This is a genomic window from Bacillus sp. ATD (assembly GCF_050585765.1).
GTDB lineage: Bacteria > Bacillota > Bacilli > Bacillales > Bacillaceae > Bacillus > Bacillus stercoris.
This window is the reverse complement of record NZ_JBOBQH010000003.1, coordinates 1-16352: the sequence shown is the minus strand read 5'-3', so window position 1 is coordinate 16352 and position 16352 is coordinate 1. Positions and strand designations below refer to the sequence as shown.

Sequence of the window (16352 nt, the reverse complement as noted above, 5' to 3'; positions counted from 1 at the left end):
CTTTTATATTCCCTTGTATACGGCCCGTCTTTTTTCTTGAAACGCCTGAAGTCCTTCTCTCCTGTCTTTTGAAGGAATGGTATGTTCATACGCCTTTTGTTCAATCGCAAGACCTGTAGCGAGATCTGTCTCCAATCCTTTATTGATCGCGAATTTAGCTTGACGGACAGCGATCGGCCCGTTGGCAGAAATGGCAGCAGCCAGTTCCTCTGCTTTTGGCATAAGGTCACAAGGAGCCGTGACATGCTCTACAAGGCCTATCTCTTTTGCTTCATGAGCGGTTACGCGTTTGCCAGTATAAATTAATTCTTTGGCTTTTCCTCTGCCAATCAGCCGGGGCAGTCTTTGGGTCCCTCCAGCGCCTGGAATAATAGCTAACCCTGTTTCCGGAAGTCCCAGCACAGCTGATTCAGATGCAATTCGAAGATCGCATGCCAATGCCAATTCTAGCCCGCCGCCTAATGCGCTGCCGTTTATCGCGGCTATGATTGGCTGCGGCAAGGCTTCAAGGAAAGACGCTGTTCTTTGAATGAGAGATACACTTTCCAGAACCTGATCTTCTTTTAGTTTTATTCGTTCTTTCAGATCTGCCCCCGCACAGAACGCTTTTTCGCCGGTGCCGGTGAGGATAACGCAGCGAATGTTTGAGTTGAATTCAATTTCCTGAAGACTCATTTGCAGGTTTCTAAGCATTTCTGCTGAAAGAGCATTTGCCGCTTGAGGCCTGTTTAAGGTGATCAACGCAATATGTTCATTTTTCACAGTGAAAAGAATAGATTCTCCCATTGTATGCGTCCTCTCTTTTATCAAGATGATTTAAATACTTGTAAATTTCGGCTCGGCAGCTGTTTGCCCATTTTTTCTTCAATCCATTTGGCAGCAGATAGCAGTTTTTCGAGCTTTACATTTGTTTTGATGCCCATCTGTTCAAGCATGTACACGATATCCTCAGTTGCGGCGTTTCCTGATGAACCTGGCGCATATGGACATCCGCCAAGCCCGCCTGCCGAGCCGTCGAACACCGTGATGCCCATTTGGAGCGCTGTGACCATGTTGGCGAGCGCTGTTCCTCTCGTATCATGAAAATGCAGGGCGATTTGATTTGCGGGGAATCGTGCCAATAGAGCTTCAAGTACAGTTTCCACTTGGGCAGGATTAGCCGCTCCAATCGTATCTCCAAGCGACAGTTCAGAAATTCCAAATTCAAATAGAGCTTCTGAAAGGCGAATGACTTGTTCAATGGGGACATCTTTTTCGTACGGACAGCCGAAAACAGTCGAGAGGTAGGCTCTTGTTGTGAGGTTTGCTTTTTTTGCGTCATTGTTTACTTGTTTGAGTACACGAAGAGTTTCAGAAGTGGATTTATTAATGTTTTTTCTGTTGTGCGTTTCGCTAGCGGACATAAAAACGCAAGCTTCGTTAATGCCTCCTTCAAGCGCATTCTCCAGTCCTTTTTGATTCGGGACAAGTGCCGCGTACGTCACCCCTTTTTCACGGTCGATGCCTTTTGCTACATCAATAGCATCTCGAAGCGCCGGAATCCATTTCGGATGAACGAAGGATGTGATTTCAATATACGAAAGCCCTGTCCGGGAAAGCTGGTTGATCCAGGTTATTTTATCCTTTGTTTCGATCCATGCGGACTCGTTTTGTAAGCCGTCACGCGGGCCGACTTCTTTGATTGTCACTTTTTTAGGATATGACATGGTCTTCCTCCAAGTTATTGAGTGGAATCGCTTAGTTCGAGCAGTACGTCGCCTTCATTTACAAAGTCGCCTTCATTTTTTTTGACTTCTTTTACGACTCCGCTTCTATCGGCAACGATCGGGATTTCCATTTTCATCGATTCCAAAATGGCAACCTCCTGGCCTTTTTCAATTTTGTCGCCGGCTTTGACGTGGACTTTCCACAGGTTTCCTGCCATTTGTATGCTAACTGTCATAACAACTGCCTCCTTTATAGGTGTTGTTTCAAAAAGTCAGTCGTAACATCCCCTTCTTTAAATGCCTTTGATGCCGCAGCCTGTATGAGAAGCGGAAGATTTGTTTTGATTCCTTCTACATGGTAGTCGCGAAGCGCTGTCTCCAGTTTTTCAATCGCTTCTGTTCTGGACTGGCCTTTGACGATCATCTTAGCGATCATCGGGTCATAAAAAGGGGTAACAATGCTGTCTTTTGCTACCGCACATTCGTGTCTGACCCCTTTATGGTCAGGGAGTGAGAACGCAGTGATCGTGCCTGGTGACGGGTAGAAGGTCTTGGGGTCTTCCGCGTATATTCTCACCTCTATCGCATGCCCGTTTCGTTTGATGTCTTTTTGAGAGAATGTGAGTGTATGGCCCGCAGCAATTCGCAGCTGCTGCTCAACTAAGTCCAGGCCTGTTATTTCTTCAGTCACGGGGTGTTCAACTTGCAGTCTCGTATTCATTTCGAGGAAATAAAAATTTTGCTTTTGGTCAACTATAAATTCGATGGTGCCTGCGTTCGTATAGCCGATTGCCTTTGCTGCTATTACTGCCGTTTGCCCAATCTTCATTCTCAGTTCATCGTCTACAAATGGAGACGGCGCTTCTTCAATGACTTTTTGGTGGCGCCTCTGAACTGAGCAATCGCGTTCAAACAGATGTACTGTATGGCCGTGTTGATCGGCTAAAAGCTGAACTTCGATATGGCGTGCATGTTCAATGACTTTTTCTATATACATTGATCCGTCACCGAAAAAATCTGCCGCGCGCTTTTTGTTCCCCTCGTACGCTTTTTTTAATGCTTCTTCATTTTCAACAAGCTGCATTCCGATGCCGCCTCCGCCCGCTGAAGCTTTCAGCATGACAGGATATCCGATTTGACTAGCAGTGCGGCAGGCTGCCTCTATGTCTTCGAGGGGTTCTGAAACGCCGGGCACCACAGGGATACCCGCAGCCTCCATTGCTTTGCGCGCTTCAATTTTGCTGCCCATCTTTGCGATGATATCGGGTGAAGGTCCGATAAACACGATGTTTTCTTGCTTGCAGCGTTCAGCAAATCGGCTGTTTTCTGATAACAATCCATATCCCGGGTGGATCGCGTCGGCATTTGCTTTTTTTGCCGTCTCTATGATTCTCTCTATATTTAAATAACTTTCACTGACTCTTGATTCCCCGATCAAATAAGACTCTGTAGCGGCTTTTGTATGGGGCGCTTCCTTGTCTGCTTCTGAATAAACCGCGACTGTTTTGATGCCTAGACGGCTGCACGTTCGGATAATTCTCATTGCAATTTCTCCGCGGTTGGCGATCAGTACTTTAGTAAACATGATTTCACCTCATTGAGTTGATGATAAGTTGAACATTTCAATGGTTTTTTCTCGCAGTTTATATTTTTGAATTTTGCCTGAAGCCGTCATCGGATAGTCGTCTGTAAAAATCACATAACGCGGAATTTTGTGGCGGGCGATTTTTCCTTTGCAATAGGCTTTAAGATCATCAGATGAAACGCTTTTCCCGTCTTTTAGTTTAATCCAGGCTGCAGCCTCCTCCCCGAATTTGGCGTCTGGCACACCAACGACCTGTACGTCTAAAACAGCGGGATGCCGGTATAAAAATTCTTCAATTTCCCGCGGGTAAATGTTCTCGCCGCCTCTGATGAGCATATCTTTTAATCTTCCGGTGATACGGCAGTACCCGTCTTCATCCATGACAGCAAGATCTCCTGTAAATAGCCATCCGTCATGATTGATTGCTTTTCTGGTCGCTTCTTTGTCTTTATAATAGCCTTTCATGACGTGATAGCCGCGGGTGCATAGCTCTCCCTGCACGCCTCTTTGAACTTCTTGGCATGTTCCGGGCTCTACAATTTTCACTTCAGTATGCGGCAGGGCTCGGCCGGTTGTTTCGACTCTTCTTATGAAGGAATCATTTGCCCTCGTTTGCGTAATGACCGGCGAGGCTTCTGTTTGTCCATAGGCGATTGTAATGTCTTTCATGCCCATCCTTTCAATCACAGCTTTCATTACTTCACTTGGACAGGGAGAGCCGGCCATGATGCCTGTTCGGAGCGTTGATAGATCATATGCATCAAAATCCGGATGATGCAGCTCGGCGATAAACATGGTAGGCACACCATGCAGCGCTGTGCATTTCTCTTTTTCTACCGTTTTAAGGACGGTAACGGGATCAAATTCTGGAACAGGTATCATGGCTGCCCCGACGGACACACATGCCAAAACCCCGAGCACGCATCCGAAGCAGTGAAAAAACGGAACCGGGATGCACATGCGGTCTTGAGCGGATAAAGCCATACATTCAGCAATATTGGCAGCGTTATTGATGACATTAAAATGGGTCAGCATCACGCCTTTAGGAAACCCTGTTGTTCCTGATGTGTATTGCATGTTAATCACATCGTCTTTATCCAGGCTGTTCATTCTTGCTTCCAGCTCAGCATCTGTCACTGTTTTCGCCAATCTCTCTATATCGTCCCAATGATACAAGCCAGGCAATCGTTTATTGCCAATATAGATCAGTGTTTCTAAAAAGGGATAGCGTTCTGATTTCAGTTGGCCGGGCTTTGCTTCTTTCAGTTCTGGTATCAAACTGTTCACAATGTCTGGATAAGAAGTGCCCCTGTATGAATCCATGATGATAAGCGCTGCGGCATCCGATTGCTTTAACAAGTAATCAAGCTCGTGTGCTTGATAATTGGTATTGACGGTTACGAGCACGGCTCCAATCTTCGCAGTTGCGAACTGGACGGCAAGCCATTCAGGGATATTAGAAGCCCATATGGCGACGTGATCTCCTTTTTCAATCCCCATCCGCATGAGACCTTTAGCGGTTTGGCGGCACAGACTGTCAAATTGGGCGTACGTATAGCGGATATTCCGGTCTGGATACACAACCGCGTCTCGATGGGGATGCGCTTCAGCTGTTTGTTCCAGCAGCCTGCCGATTGTGGAATGGATGAGTTCAGCCATTGATTGTTCCTCCTTTCTTAATAGTTAGAAAGCGTTTACATTTTCATTTTAAAAGCTGTCTGGCGATTACGAGGCGCTGAATTTCAGATGTGCCTTCACCGATTTCCATTAATTTTGCATCCCGCAGCATCCGTTCCACCCCGTACTCTTTCATATATCCTGAACCTCCATGGATTTGAATGGCTTGATTGCAAGCTCTAGTCGCCATTTCAGATGCGAACAACTTGGCGTATGCCGCTTCTTTTGTGAACGGGCGGTTATGGTCTTTCAGCCAGGCGGCTTTTAACACCATTTGCCGTGCCAGATCAATTTCCATCGCCATGTCAGCAAGCTTAAATTGAATCGCTTGGAAGGAAGAAATCGGCTGTCCAAATTGCTTCCGTTCTTTCGCATATGCCAATGATGCGTCAAGTGCCGCCTGGGCAATGCCAACCGCAAGAGCAGCAATGGAGATTCGCCCGCCGTCCAGCGTATATAGAAATTGTTTAAATCCTTTTGTTGGATCGCCGAGTAAGTTGCCCGCAGGCACTCTTACATCCTCAAGCAAAATTTCTGCTGTATTCGAACCACGGACGCCCATTTTATCGTACGGGCTCGTAATCGTGAGTCCTGGTGTGTCAGTTGGCACAATCAATGCGGAGATAATGTTTTTTCCGTCTTTGTTTTTGCCTGTTACCGCGGTCACAATAACTGTCCGTGCGTAGCTTGCATTTGTGATCCAGCACTTTTCGCCGTTGATTACATATTCGTCACCATTTGAAATCGCTTTTGTTTGAGTGCCTCCCGCATCTGAGCCGGCATTTGGTTCCGTCAGGCCGAATGATCCGAGTGCTGTTCCCGAAGCCAGCGGCGTCAAATGCGTCCGTTTTTGTTCTTCTGTTCCAAAGTAATAAAGAGGGCTGGCGCCTAATGAGACCGCTGCAGCGTAGCTTAATCCAGTACTGCCGCAAGCTTTGCCGACTTCTTCAACCGCTAAGGCATATGAAATCGTATCACCGCCAGATCCGCCGTACTCTTCTGGAAATGGAATACCCATCAGCCCGAGTTCACCCATTTTTTTAAATGTTTGGATCGGGAACTCGCCCGTTTGATCTACATGTTCAGCGTGAGGAGCAATTTCTTTTTTCGCAAAATCTTTTACCATTTCACGCACCATTTGTTGTTCTTTTGTCAGCTCAAAATTCACGTCGTTTCCTCCTTCACATCTTTGTAACATTTTATTAGGCGAGTTCTATAATCATTCCCTGACAAGAAAAGTCTGAAAATTAAAACTGAATCATTTTTTATGTGATAATATCAGCGGAATGAGCAAATACATGCCGTAGGCGCATACCATCCATATCGCAAACGCAATGACTTGGCCCTTTGATAGAGCCGGGAAGATAAGGGGGTGATTCCAAAGGGAAATCGTATCAATCAATAAACCGACCGCTGACCCCCATATACCGAGCTTGATCACCGCGTACTGTGATCGGTCGAGTTTGGGTAATCATGTTATGTACTGTTTTTATGTTATGTTTCGGGATGATTCCGCAGTAATCGAATACTTTTTCATTATCATAGATCGAAAACACGTCCTGTACATGGATCTCTTCGATTTTACTTAGTACTAGGTTCTCAGATTCCAATACTGGAAAATGTCCAAACACCGCTTCCACATTCATGTGTGTCATCGTTTCCTGTTTCCAACATCAATTTTTTAAAAAAGACGACTTCGAAAGCCGTCCGTCTCATTTCTTATTTTGTTGTTCGTTTGGAAGTCTTGCTTTCGTTATGAAGCCGGTCTGCTGAGGTGACATAATACGTATATTTCTTGTTAGGATCTGCCGTGTTATCTAAGAAGGTTTGCTGCTCATGTGTTTTTCTTTGCGTTGCCAGCAATGTTTTCTGCTTTTTCCCTTCGGCTCTGTATATCGCATAATAGACTGTTTCTTTCGTTTTTTGATTTGATGGGTGATCTTTAATCTGCAGAAGGTTGCCGTTTTTGTTTTCGATGACTTTTGTAAGCTTCGGTTTTTTGGGAGCGGTACTGTCAAGCCAAGGCATTTGCGGAACCAATGCCGGCTTGCTGTAAAGATCAGTGATGAGCCTGTCTTTGATGCCAAGCGGATTTTTGTTGAGGTCCTTGAGGCTGAAATGCATGCTTCCTTTTACCAGCTCATGCTGACGGTTCAACGTGATTTGCCGCACATATTCCTCGGGATCGGACCAAGGCGGATCAAAATTGTTATTGATTTTATATGCTGCCTGGCCAATATATAAGTGAACAGGCTTATTTTTAACTTCATTGCTCCACCAATCAGCCAGCACGTCGTAAGCCGCTGCATTAAAGCCGATACTCCAATAAATTTGCGGAGCGATATAATCGATGTCACCTTCTTGGATCCAATGTCTTGTGTCTGCATATAGGTCGTCATAATTTCTGACGCCTGCTTTTGTATTCGATCCGGTCGGGTCATCTGCAGCGTTTCTCCATACGCCAAAGGGACTGATGCCGAATTTGACATACGGTTTTGAAGCTTTAATTGTTTGATTGATTTGTTTGACAAGCTGGTTCACATTGTCCCGCCGCCAGTCATCAATATTCGAAAAAGCGTGTTTTCCGTATTGTTCATACTGTGCTTGATCAGGAAATTCCTTTCCCGCTATTTTATAAGGATAAAAATAATCATCCATATGAACGGCATCGATATCATAATGTTTTACGACTTCTTCAATGCCTTTAACGATAAAATCTCTCGCTTCTGGAATGCCCGGATGATAATACAGCTGGTTTCCGTAGGCGGCAACCCAGTCTGGATGTTTTCTTGCCGGGTGATCTTCAGACAATTTATTAAGATCTGTATGATTCATCGTAATACGGTATGGATTAAACCATGCGTGAAATTCCAAATTTCGTTTATGGGTTTCCTCAATCATAAATGCAAGCGGATCATAGCCCGGGTCTTTCCCTTGGACACCTGTTAAGTATTCAGACCAAGGTCCGTAAGCGGATGGATAAAAGGCATCAGCCGTCGGTTTAATCTGAACAATAACGGTATTCATTCCCATTTTTTGCACATCATCGAGCAGTTTGCTATACTCCTGCTTTTGCTTTTCAACCGATAACCCTTTTTTTGACGGCCAATCAATGTTCAATACGGAAGCTATCCATACGGCTCTCAGCTCCCTGTCAGACTGCGCATTGGCCATAAACGGAACGGAGATGACAAACGTTCCGACGATCAAGCTGACAAGGAAACGGACAATCGACTTTTGGCAAACCTTCATTCTGTTTCTTCTCCCCCATTACATCACTTTCACTATTCGCTATTACGGTATTCCCGGGCTATAAAAGGGTGATTAACAGAATGAAGAAATCAGGATTTATGTCTATCTCACTAAATAAACGAAAAAAGTCCTAAAGCATGTTGTGAGCCGCTTTTAGGACTTTTTATCATTCATCATGGTTTGCAGGCTTTTTAACACATCAATGAGTTTTACGCCGACACCGACAGCCGTTTCAAGGATCGCTTGTGCCCCGGCGATGGCTAAAATAAAGATCAGCGGTATAGCAATACGAGGCAAAAAAAGATAGCCAAGTCCGATCAAGATGGCACACCAAACACCGGCACACCAGTAGCAATTGAGCATGTATCCAAAATTAGAAGCCGGCACGCTTTTTTCGTCTACATGCCCGTTTTGATCTACAATCCTTTTCTTTTTCATAAAAGGTTTTCGGATAAATTCTGTGATTTTGTCGAATACAATCAAATGTGTCAGCCTGTAACTGGCTAGAATCAGCATGATAAATGTAAGAAAAGATAGGTGATCCATGGGAAGCCTCCAAGAAAAAGGATGATGTTATCATTCCCTAGTGTCCTTTATCCATTCTTGATACAAACAGAAAGACGGACAGAGAATGCATGCCTCTGTCCGCTAATTCGCTTATCGTTTTTGCAGTATCGCGTTATTTAAAGTGATCTTGTCTATTATGTCGAGGATGATGTCAGCATTCTTTTCAGCATATGTTCCTTCCAGCATGTCTTTATGAGCGCCAAAGCCCGTGTACTCACTGTAGGTTCCACAGGCTCCCTCCCATTTCGTCAAGCCTGTATGCCCGCTGGTTTCGGTTTGAATTCCAGCTTCAATGAAATGAATGTTTGCTTTGATGCGCCCTTCATTTAGCAATTGTGCCCAATATGCCTGATAGTTTCTCTTTTTCTTGATCACCTTTTCTCTGACCGCTTCAGGCAGATATGCTGCAGATTCGTCATTTCCTGTATCGATAGGCAAAGACTGTTTTTTGAGATAAGCGTCCACGATAATGAAGTCGCTGACTTCCAATCCTTTGCGCTCCATAGCCTGTGCCACTTCAAAAGCCAGGTTTCCGCCTGCGGAGTAGCCTAATAAAACGTATGGGCCTTCAGGCTGTATGTCCGTGATGCAATTAACATATTGTTCAATGCGGGTGTCGTGTTCTATAAAGTGAAAGCCGTAGACAGATGCCTTGTCATTCAGCAATAAAGCAAGGTCTTTGAAATAAATGCCAAATCCTGATATCGGCGGGAAGCAGAACAGGTTTTGCGCGCCGTGCTGGTTCAGTTTGATCACATGCTGTTCATTTGCGTCTGTCAGCTGTTTAGAGTAAAGTGTTTCGGCAAGCTGAGCGATTGTCGGATGTTCGAATAACAAATCAATCGGTATATCAATTTGCTGCTGGTGCTTCAGGGTGTGTATGACCTGCAGCGCTTTTAGTGAATGTCCGCCAAGTGCAAAGAAGTCATCATCAATACTGATTGTGTTGACACCGAGAACATGCTTCCAAATGTTCGCCAATTCTTCCTCAACCAAGTTTCTTGGCAGTGTGATGTCCTTCCGTTTGTCAGGCTTATTTTCTGGTATAGGAAGAGCGCTGCGGTCTATTTTTCCGTTTCCGGTCAGCGGCATCCGGTCCACACGCACCCAGTGCTGCGGGATCATATAGTCTGGGAGCACACGCGCCAAATCGGCACGTATCTCCTTTTCTGTTCGTTTGTCATCGCCGACGTAATGAGCGTACAGCTGTCCCTCTCCGTCAATTTCTCTCATTGTCACTGCCGCTTCCTGCACACCTTCCATTTCTAACAGGCGCGCTTCAATTTCGGCGGGCTCAATTCGTTTTCCGCGGATTTTCATCTGCCTGTCAATCCTGCTGATGTATTCTAAGTTTCCATCGGGCAGCCAGCGCGCCAGATCACCGGTACGGTATATTCTTTCTCCAGGCAAGAAAGGATGTGGAGAAAAAACAGCATTTGTCAGATCTTCTCTGTTCAAATAGCCTTTTGCGACTCCATCGCCGCCTACACAAAGCTCGCCGGGAACGCCTATTGGCAAAAGTTTCCCTTTTACACCTAAGATATAAGCGGTGCTATTACTGATTGGTTTCCCGATCGGAATCGGCCCTGCATAGTCTCTTTTCATCTTAAAAAAGGTTGAAAATGTCGTGTTTTCCGTAGGTCCGTAAATATTATGAAGCGCAAGATCAGGACAGGCGTGTCTGACAGCATTCATCAGGGCGGGAGAAAGTGCTTCTCCTCCGACATATAATGTGTGGAGCCCGCTGAACATGTCTGCTCGTACCTGTGCCAGCTGATTAAAAAGAGCTGTCGTTAAAAATAGCACGGTGATGTCATTTTTAATCAAATACGCCCCAAACCGATCAGGTGACAGCAGTATCGATTGATCAATGATATGAAGGCTTGCACCATTTAATAGCGCCCCGAACATTTCAAAGGTGACGGCGTCAAAGCTGATAGATCCAGTCAGAATAAATCGGTCATCAACGGACGCAGACGTGTAATTGCTGTTTTTGACAAGGGACACGACATTGCGATTGGTGATCATGACGCCTTTCGGCCGGCCTGTTGATCCTGAGGTATACATGATGTACGCAAGATGATCCGGGCTGGAGCTGATGTTGATAGGGATATCGTTCTCTTCCATCAATCCCTGCGCATCTGAAATGATACTTGTTCCTGAGAATGCAGTTGTTTGCTCCAGCCCCTTTTGAACAATCAGCATTTTTGCTTGCGTTTCCTCAAGCATAAAGCTGGCTCGTTCAGTAGGGAGCTCAGCATCAAGCGGGAGGTATGCTCCCCCTGCTTTTAAAACGGCAAGCACACTGATGATGAATTCGGGAGAATGAGCAGCTAATATTCCGGCTGTCTCGTTTTTCCGAAACCCTTTTTGATATAACGCTCTGGCGAGTGAATTTGAGCGTTTATCAAGCTCTTCATACGAAAAAGACATATTCCCATATACAAGTGCGGTATGGTCTGGCGTCTTTTCTGCTTGTTCACGAAATAAATCGATAATTGTATGATTCTTTGGATATTCTGTTTTTGTATTGTTGAACTGTGTGACAATCTGCTCTTTTTCTGTTGCATCAAGAAAAGAAAAATCAGCAATGGGAATATCAGGATAATGTGCAGCTGTGCTTAGTGCTTGCGTAAATTGCCTCTTGATACAGCTGATCCAAGCAGCATCGTAAACGAACGCATTATAGCTGAATTTGATGACAAGTTCTTCGCCGGGAGCAACGACAAGATTAAAGTGATATCCTGATTGCTCGGATACTTGAACTTGATCGATTTGCAGCGGTGAATCGGTTTGATCAGCGGAATCGGCGATTTTCTGCTGTAACGGATAGTTTTCAAAGACGAAAATGTGATCAATCAGTTCCTGTTTTAATGTTGTGTTTGCCTGAATATCAAATAGAGGCTGACAGGTAAACGGCTCAGCTTCCAGCATTTCTTTCTGGCATCGTCTGAGCAGTTCTTGGAACGTTTCGTCTTGCTGTGTTTTAATGCGAACCGGAATGGTATTGATAAACAATCCTATCATTTGCTCCACGCCCGGAATTTCTGACGGTCTGCCTGATACAACCGCACCAAATACAACGTCGTCGGTGCGGTTATATTGCTGGAGCATAACGCCCCAGACGGCCTGAATTAGGGTAGCGAGGGTGACGCCGTGTTGTTTGGCAGTCTCTTTCAGCTTGTCAGTCAGTGACTTACTTAATGAAAATACCAAATCTTCACGGAGATACCCTTCTTTTGTTTCTTTATCAGACACACGAGGCAGCGGTGATGGAGTGCTATAGTTTTTTAAATAGGCATCCCAGTACTCCGCCGCTTTTGCTTTGTCACGGTTTGTCAGCCAGGAAATATAGGTGCTGTACGGACGGACAGGGGCTAAAGAAAGTGTTTTACCTGTACAGATAGATTGATAAATCTGCATAAATTCCTGAAGTACGATGCCAAGGCACCAGCCGTCCATTAAAATGTGATGATGGCTCCAGACACAGACATGCTCCTCTTCAGCTGTTTTGAATAGAGAAATTCGCATCAGCATGTCTTTTTGCAAATCAAAGCCTTTTTGTTTGTCTCTTTCCTTAAAGCATTCAATATACTCATTCTGGTCGTTTGTTGGCAGATGGGAAATGTCTTGGCTGCACAAATGAAATTCGCGTTCTGTCATCACGACTTGCCGAGGTCCCGACAAATGCGGAACATGCGGCAAAAAGACGGTTCTGAAAATGTCATGGCGGTCGATGATGGTTTGAATGCTGCGCTGAAACCATTCATAACTAAGGCTTCCTTTAATGGTAAAAAGCGACTGTTCAACGTATGCTCCCTCCTCTTTACGGAGGAAGGAATGAAAGAGCATTCCCTCCTGCATGTGACTCAGAGGATAAATGTTCTTGATTTTTTTGATGTTATCCATAATGTCTGCACCTTTCTTCACGGATTCATTAGTGAAAACTGAGCATATCAGCAATCTCTTGCAGCGCGTCCTCGGTCAGTTCTTGATCATCAAAATCACTGATGGTCTTTTCTGTTTCGCTTTTGTTCTGGCAGTGTTCGATCAGCTGTAATAAACATTGACGGCATGTTTCGCTAAGCTGTTCGATGGTTTTGTGCTGAAAACGCGTAGTGTCATAAGTCATATTGACAGTCATTTTCCCTTCTGCAGCGATTGCGCTGATATCCAGTAACTGTTCACGGTTCCATGTTGTGCTGATATCATCCCCGGCACCAAGCGGAGAGAATGAGAAGGCGTCTTCTTCAGATACTTCAGTTGGACTGCTGCTTTCAAATTGCCCCAAATAATTGAAGCTGATTTCTGGCGTGCCTATGAAATTGATGTCTTTTTTGTCAGGCGGCGTCAAATATTTAATGACACCGTAGCCGAATCCTTTGTCCGGTACGCGTCTCAGTGTATCTTTTGTTGTTTTTAGCACATGAACTATGCCTTCTTCTGAATCTAGCAAGTCTGTGTTCAGTTTAACCAATAACGGATAAATGGCGGTAAACCATCCAACCGTACGGCTCACATCTATCCCGTCTAATACACCCTCTCGCCCGTGTCCCTCTAATGATAGTTTGAAGGCGGATCGATTGGTCCAATGGTGCAGCGCAAGAATGACAGAAGACAGCAGCATGTCCTGCGTATCAGTGTTATATGCGCTGTTGGCGTCTTTTAAGAGCGCAGCTGTCTCTTTCTCGTTTAAGGTAAACGAAATCGTGGACCGTTGTCCCTCGTGTGCTCTAGTCTCGGCGATTTGATCAATAGGCAGTGCCTCTGTTTGATATTCTTCGGTTTCGCGCCAATACTTAAGCTGTTTCATTAGCTGCTGGCTTTCAGCGTAGTCAGAGAGCTTTTTCGTATACGCTTTAAATGAGCTTGTTTTAGGCGGCAGCTGAATCTCTTCCCCACCTGCAGCTTGACGATAGCCTAAAGCCAAATCTTCTAACAGCACTCGCCACGAAATACCGTCAACAACGAGGTGATGAGCAGATAAAAATAAGAAATCACCGTCAATTGTGTGAAAAAGACCGGCTTGCAGCAGCGGACCATTTTTTAAATCCATTTTCTGCTGAAGATCAAGTACATGGGTTTTGATAAGAGATTCATACGGTCTATTACCATCAGTGCCGTCTGGAGCCGACAAATCAATAATCTGAAGGCCGTACAGCGCGTCGTCCGAATGACTGAGCGGCCGATTATATTGACTCCACTTTCCTTGTTCATTCTGTGTAAATACCATCCGCAGCGCATCATGATGACACGTTATTGCTTTTAACGTTTTACGAAGTGCCACCTCTTGTACAGAAGTGCTCCGATGCAGCATAACGGACTGATTAAAATGGTGTCTTTCTTTTATCTCTTGAGAAAGAAACCATTTTTGAACAGGCGACCATTGTACGTCTCCCTCAACCGCAGCTTGGCTGGAACTTGTATCTGAATCACGGATATAAGCTGCCAGTTCTTGAATGGTCGGATGGCTAAACAAATCTTTTACTGCCATTTGCTTTCCTATCCGATGAAGCCGCGCGGATACTTGTAACGCTTTGATCGAATCTCCTCCAAGTTCAAAGAACGAATCAGCAGTTCCGATTTTTTCTGCCCCCAGTACTTCTGTCCATATATCCGCCAGTATTTGTTCCATCTTGCTGGCTGGCGCGAGGAATGGACGTTCAGCTCCGCTCTTCGATACGGGTTTCGGAAGTGCTCTGCGATCCAGCTTACCGTTAGGTGACAATGGAAGTGCATCCAGTTTTTCAATAAACGCAGGGTGCATAAACACCGGCAGCTTGTTTTGTAATTCTGAGCGTACAGTATTTGTGCTCAACTCTGGTTTTGTCACAACATAAGCGCTTAATTCGGTTTGTCCTGACGCTGTTACATGAGCAACTACTGCGGCGTCTTGTACACCGTTTATACAACGGATGACCGATTCAATTTCTTTCGTTTCTACACGGTATCCTCTAATTTTGACTTGATCATCGATTCTTCCCAGATATTCGAGTGTTCCGTCGGCCATCCATCTGGCGGCGTCTCCTGTTCGGTACATTCGTGTTTCAGGTTTGAATGGGTTCTTTGTGAAGGCTCTCTCTGTCTGTTCCGGAAGATTGACGTACCCCCTTGCAAGCCCTGTTCCAGCTATATAAAGTTCTCCCGCAACACCGATTGGCTGAAGCTGATGACTGCTATTTAAAATCAGTACTTGAGTCCCGTCAATCGGCTGGCCGATGCTTACGCATGTCTGCTTTTCCATATGTCTCATGACGGTTGTTGCCACGCTGTTTTCTGTAGGCCCATATTCGTTGGCGAGTTCGGTATGCGGACAAATGGCCAAGCTGCGGTGGATCAATTCGCGGTCAACTGCTTCTCCCGCTAGTGTGACGACTCTAAGTGTCTTTACATCTGCCGGCTGCACTATGTCCAAAAGCGCTCGATATAAAACAGGCACAATAATCATATGTGTAATCCGGTGACGAGACAGCTGATGCTTAATGGCCAGAATGTCCTTTGCTTCCTCTTCATGAAGCAGAACTGCTTTTGCACCTGACAAAAGCGGTGTGAACATACTAGTTAAAAAGCCGTCAAATGAGAAAGAAAAGAGCTGCAGGATGGCATCTGTCTCGTTGAATGCATAAGCGTTTCGCCGCCACAGAAGCGTGTTGGCAATGCCTTTATGCTCGACCATCACCCCTTTTGGCCGGCCCGTCGTTCCTGAAGTATAAATGATATAAGCCAAATGGTGGGCAGACGACACTTGCGGCAGCGGCGATTTGTCATAAGCCTCCGCGCTCTCTATCGTCAAGACCTCTCCTTCAAAATCAGCAAGTTCTCCCCAATCCGCTTCATTTACTGTCATTAGCAGTTTCGTTCCGCTGTCGCTTAGGATATAGCGTTTCCGTTCCGCCGGGTATGCAGGATCAATAGGCACGTAACAGCCTCCAGCTTTCCACACACCAAGTATGGCTGCCACCATACTAAACGAACGATGCACCATGATGCCTACTGGTGTGTCCGGTTTAACACCTCTGCTGCGTAATGTGTGTGCGATTCCATTGGACCACTCGTCCAACTCTTGATAAGTCAGTGTTTTGTCTCCGCTGACAAGTGCAGACGTTTTTGGTGTTCGTGCAGCTTGCTGTTCAAACAATTGACTGATTGTTTGTACTTCGTACTGATTCGCTTGCCCGGTGTTAAACTCATTGAGCAGCTGGTTCCGCTCTTCTTGTGTCAGGACGTCGATATGATTGAGTGTCACCTCCGGGTGTTTGCCGATGATGCGAAGTATATTTGTCAAGTGCGACGCCCAGCGTTCAATGGTGGTTTTCTCAAACAGTGCTGTTGAATATTCAATAAGGAAATGGATGTTTCCGTCACCTTCAGATGCTTGTAATGTTAAATCGAACTTAGACACGAGATGAGAAACTTGTGCCGGCTTCATTTGCAAATCATGCAGTTGCAATGGCTCGTAATCATTATTTTGGACAACTAGCATGGCATCAAACAGCGGGTTTCTGCTCATATCCCTTGTCAATTCAAGCTTATCGACAAGCTCTTCGAACGGATAATCCTGATGT

Annotated in this window: 10 protein-coding genes and 2 pseudogenes; all 12 read right to left on the bottom strand. The window is 45.4% G+C overall.

From position 1 onward, the window contains the following. Window positions 1-3: 3 nt before the first annotated feature. Complete coding sequence (locus ACQXR1_RS08305; protein WP_430771981.1) at window positions 4-786, bottom strand: enoyl-CoA hydratase; 783 nt, start codon at window positions 784-786, stop codon at window positions 4-6. Between the two features lie 20 nt (window positions 787-806). After that, window positions 807-1706 (bottom strand): hydroxymethylglutaryl-CoA lyase, encoded by a 900-nt coding sequence (ldeG, locus tag ACQXR1_RS08300; RefSeq protein WP_151257150.1) that lies wholly within the window; start codon window positions 1704-1706, stop codon window positions 807-809. Between the two features lie 14 nt (window positions 1707-1720). After that, window positions 1721-1942: an acetyl-CoA carboxylase biotin carboxyl carrier protein subunit gene (locus tag ACQXR1_RS08295; protein WP_014664155.1), complete on the bottom strand. Its 222-nt coding sequence runs from the start codon at window positions 1940-1942 to the stop codon at window positions 1721-1723. A 14-nt stretch (window positions 1943-1956) separates the two neighbouring features. Beyond that, complete coding sequence (locus ACQXR1_RS08290; RefSeq protein ID WP_430771980.1) at window positions 1957-3291, bottom strand: acetyl-CoA carboxylase biotin carboxylase subunit; 1335 nt, start codon at window positions 3289-3291, stop codon at window positions 1957-1959. Between the two features lie 9 nt (window positions 3292-3300). After that, on the bottom strand, window positions 3301-4950 hold the full coding sequence (locus ACQXR1_RS08285; RefSeq protein ID WP_430771979.1) for an AMP-binding protein: 1650 nt from the start codon (window positions 4948-4950) through the stop codon (window positions 3301-3303). Between the two features lie 43 nt (window positions 4951-4993). Further along, on the bottom strand, window positions 4994-6136 hold the full coding sequence (locus ACQXR1_RS08280; RefSeq protein ID WP_014664158.1) for an acyl-CoA dehydrogenase: 1143 nt from the start codon (window positions 6134-6136) through the stop codon (window positions 4994-4996). Window positions 6137-6226: 90 nt separating this feature from the next. Next, a pseudogene (locus ACQXR1_RS08275) lies at window positions 6227-6433 on the bottom strand (hypothetical protein); the annotation flags it as partial. A 4-nt stretch (window positions 6434-6437) separates the two neighbouring features. Continuing rightward, window positions 6438-6614: pseudogene (locus ACQXR1_RS08270) on the bottom strand (GNAT family N-acetyltransferase); the annotation flags it as partial. Between the two features lie 73 nt (window positions 6615-6687). Beyond that, the gene (locus ACQXR1_RS08265) at window positions 6688-8220 is read right to left on the bottom strand and encodes a glycoside hydrolase family 10 protein (RefSeq protein ID WP_168780970.1); all 1533 of its coding nucleotides are present in this window, start codon (window positions 8218-8220) and stop codon (window positions 6688-6690) included. Window positions 8221-8373: 153 nt separating this feature from the next. Continuing rightward, window positions 8374-8766, bottom strand: coding sequence for a DUF1360 domain-containing protein (locus tag ACQXR1_RS08260; RefSeq protein ID WP_014476970.1), 393 nt, complete (start codon window positions 8764-8766; stop codon window positions 8374-8376). Window positions 8767-8877: 111 nt separating this feature from the next. Continuing rightward, window positions 8878-12717 carry a non-ribosomal peptide synthetase gene (locus ACQXR1_RS08255; RefSeq protein WP_430772082.1) on the bottom strand — a complete coding sequence of 1280 codons (3840 nt, stop codon included), beginning with the start codon at window positions 12715-12717 and terminating at the stop codon, window positions 8878-8880. 7 nt (window positions 12718-12724) lie between these two features. Continuing rightward, window positions 12725-16352, bottom strand: a 3628-nt coding sequence (locus ACQXR1_RS08250; RefSeq protein WP_430771978.1) for an amino acid adenylation domain-containing protein, incomplete at its 5' end; no start/stop codon positions are given.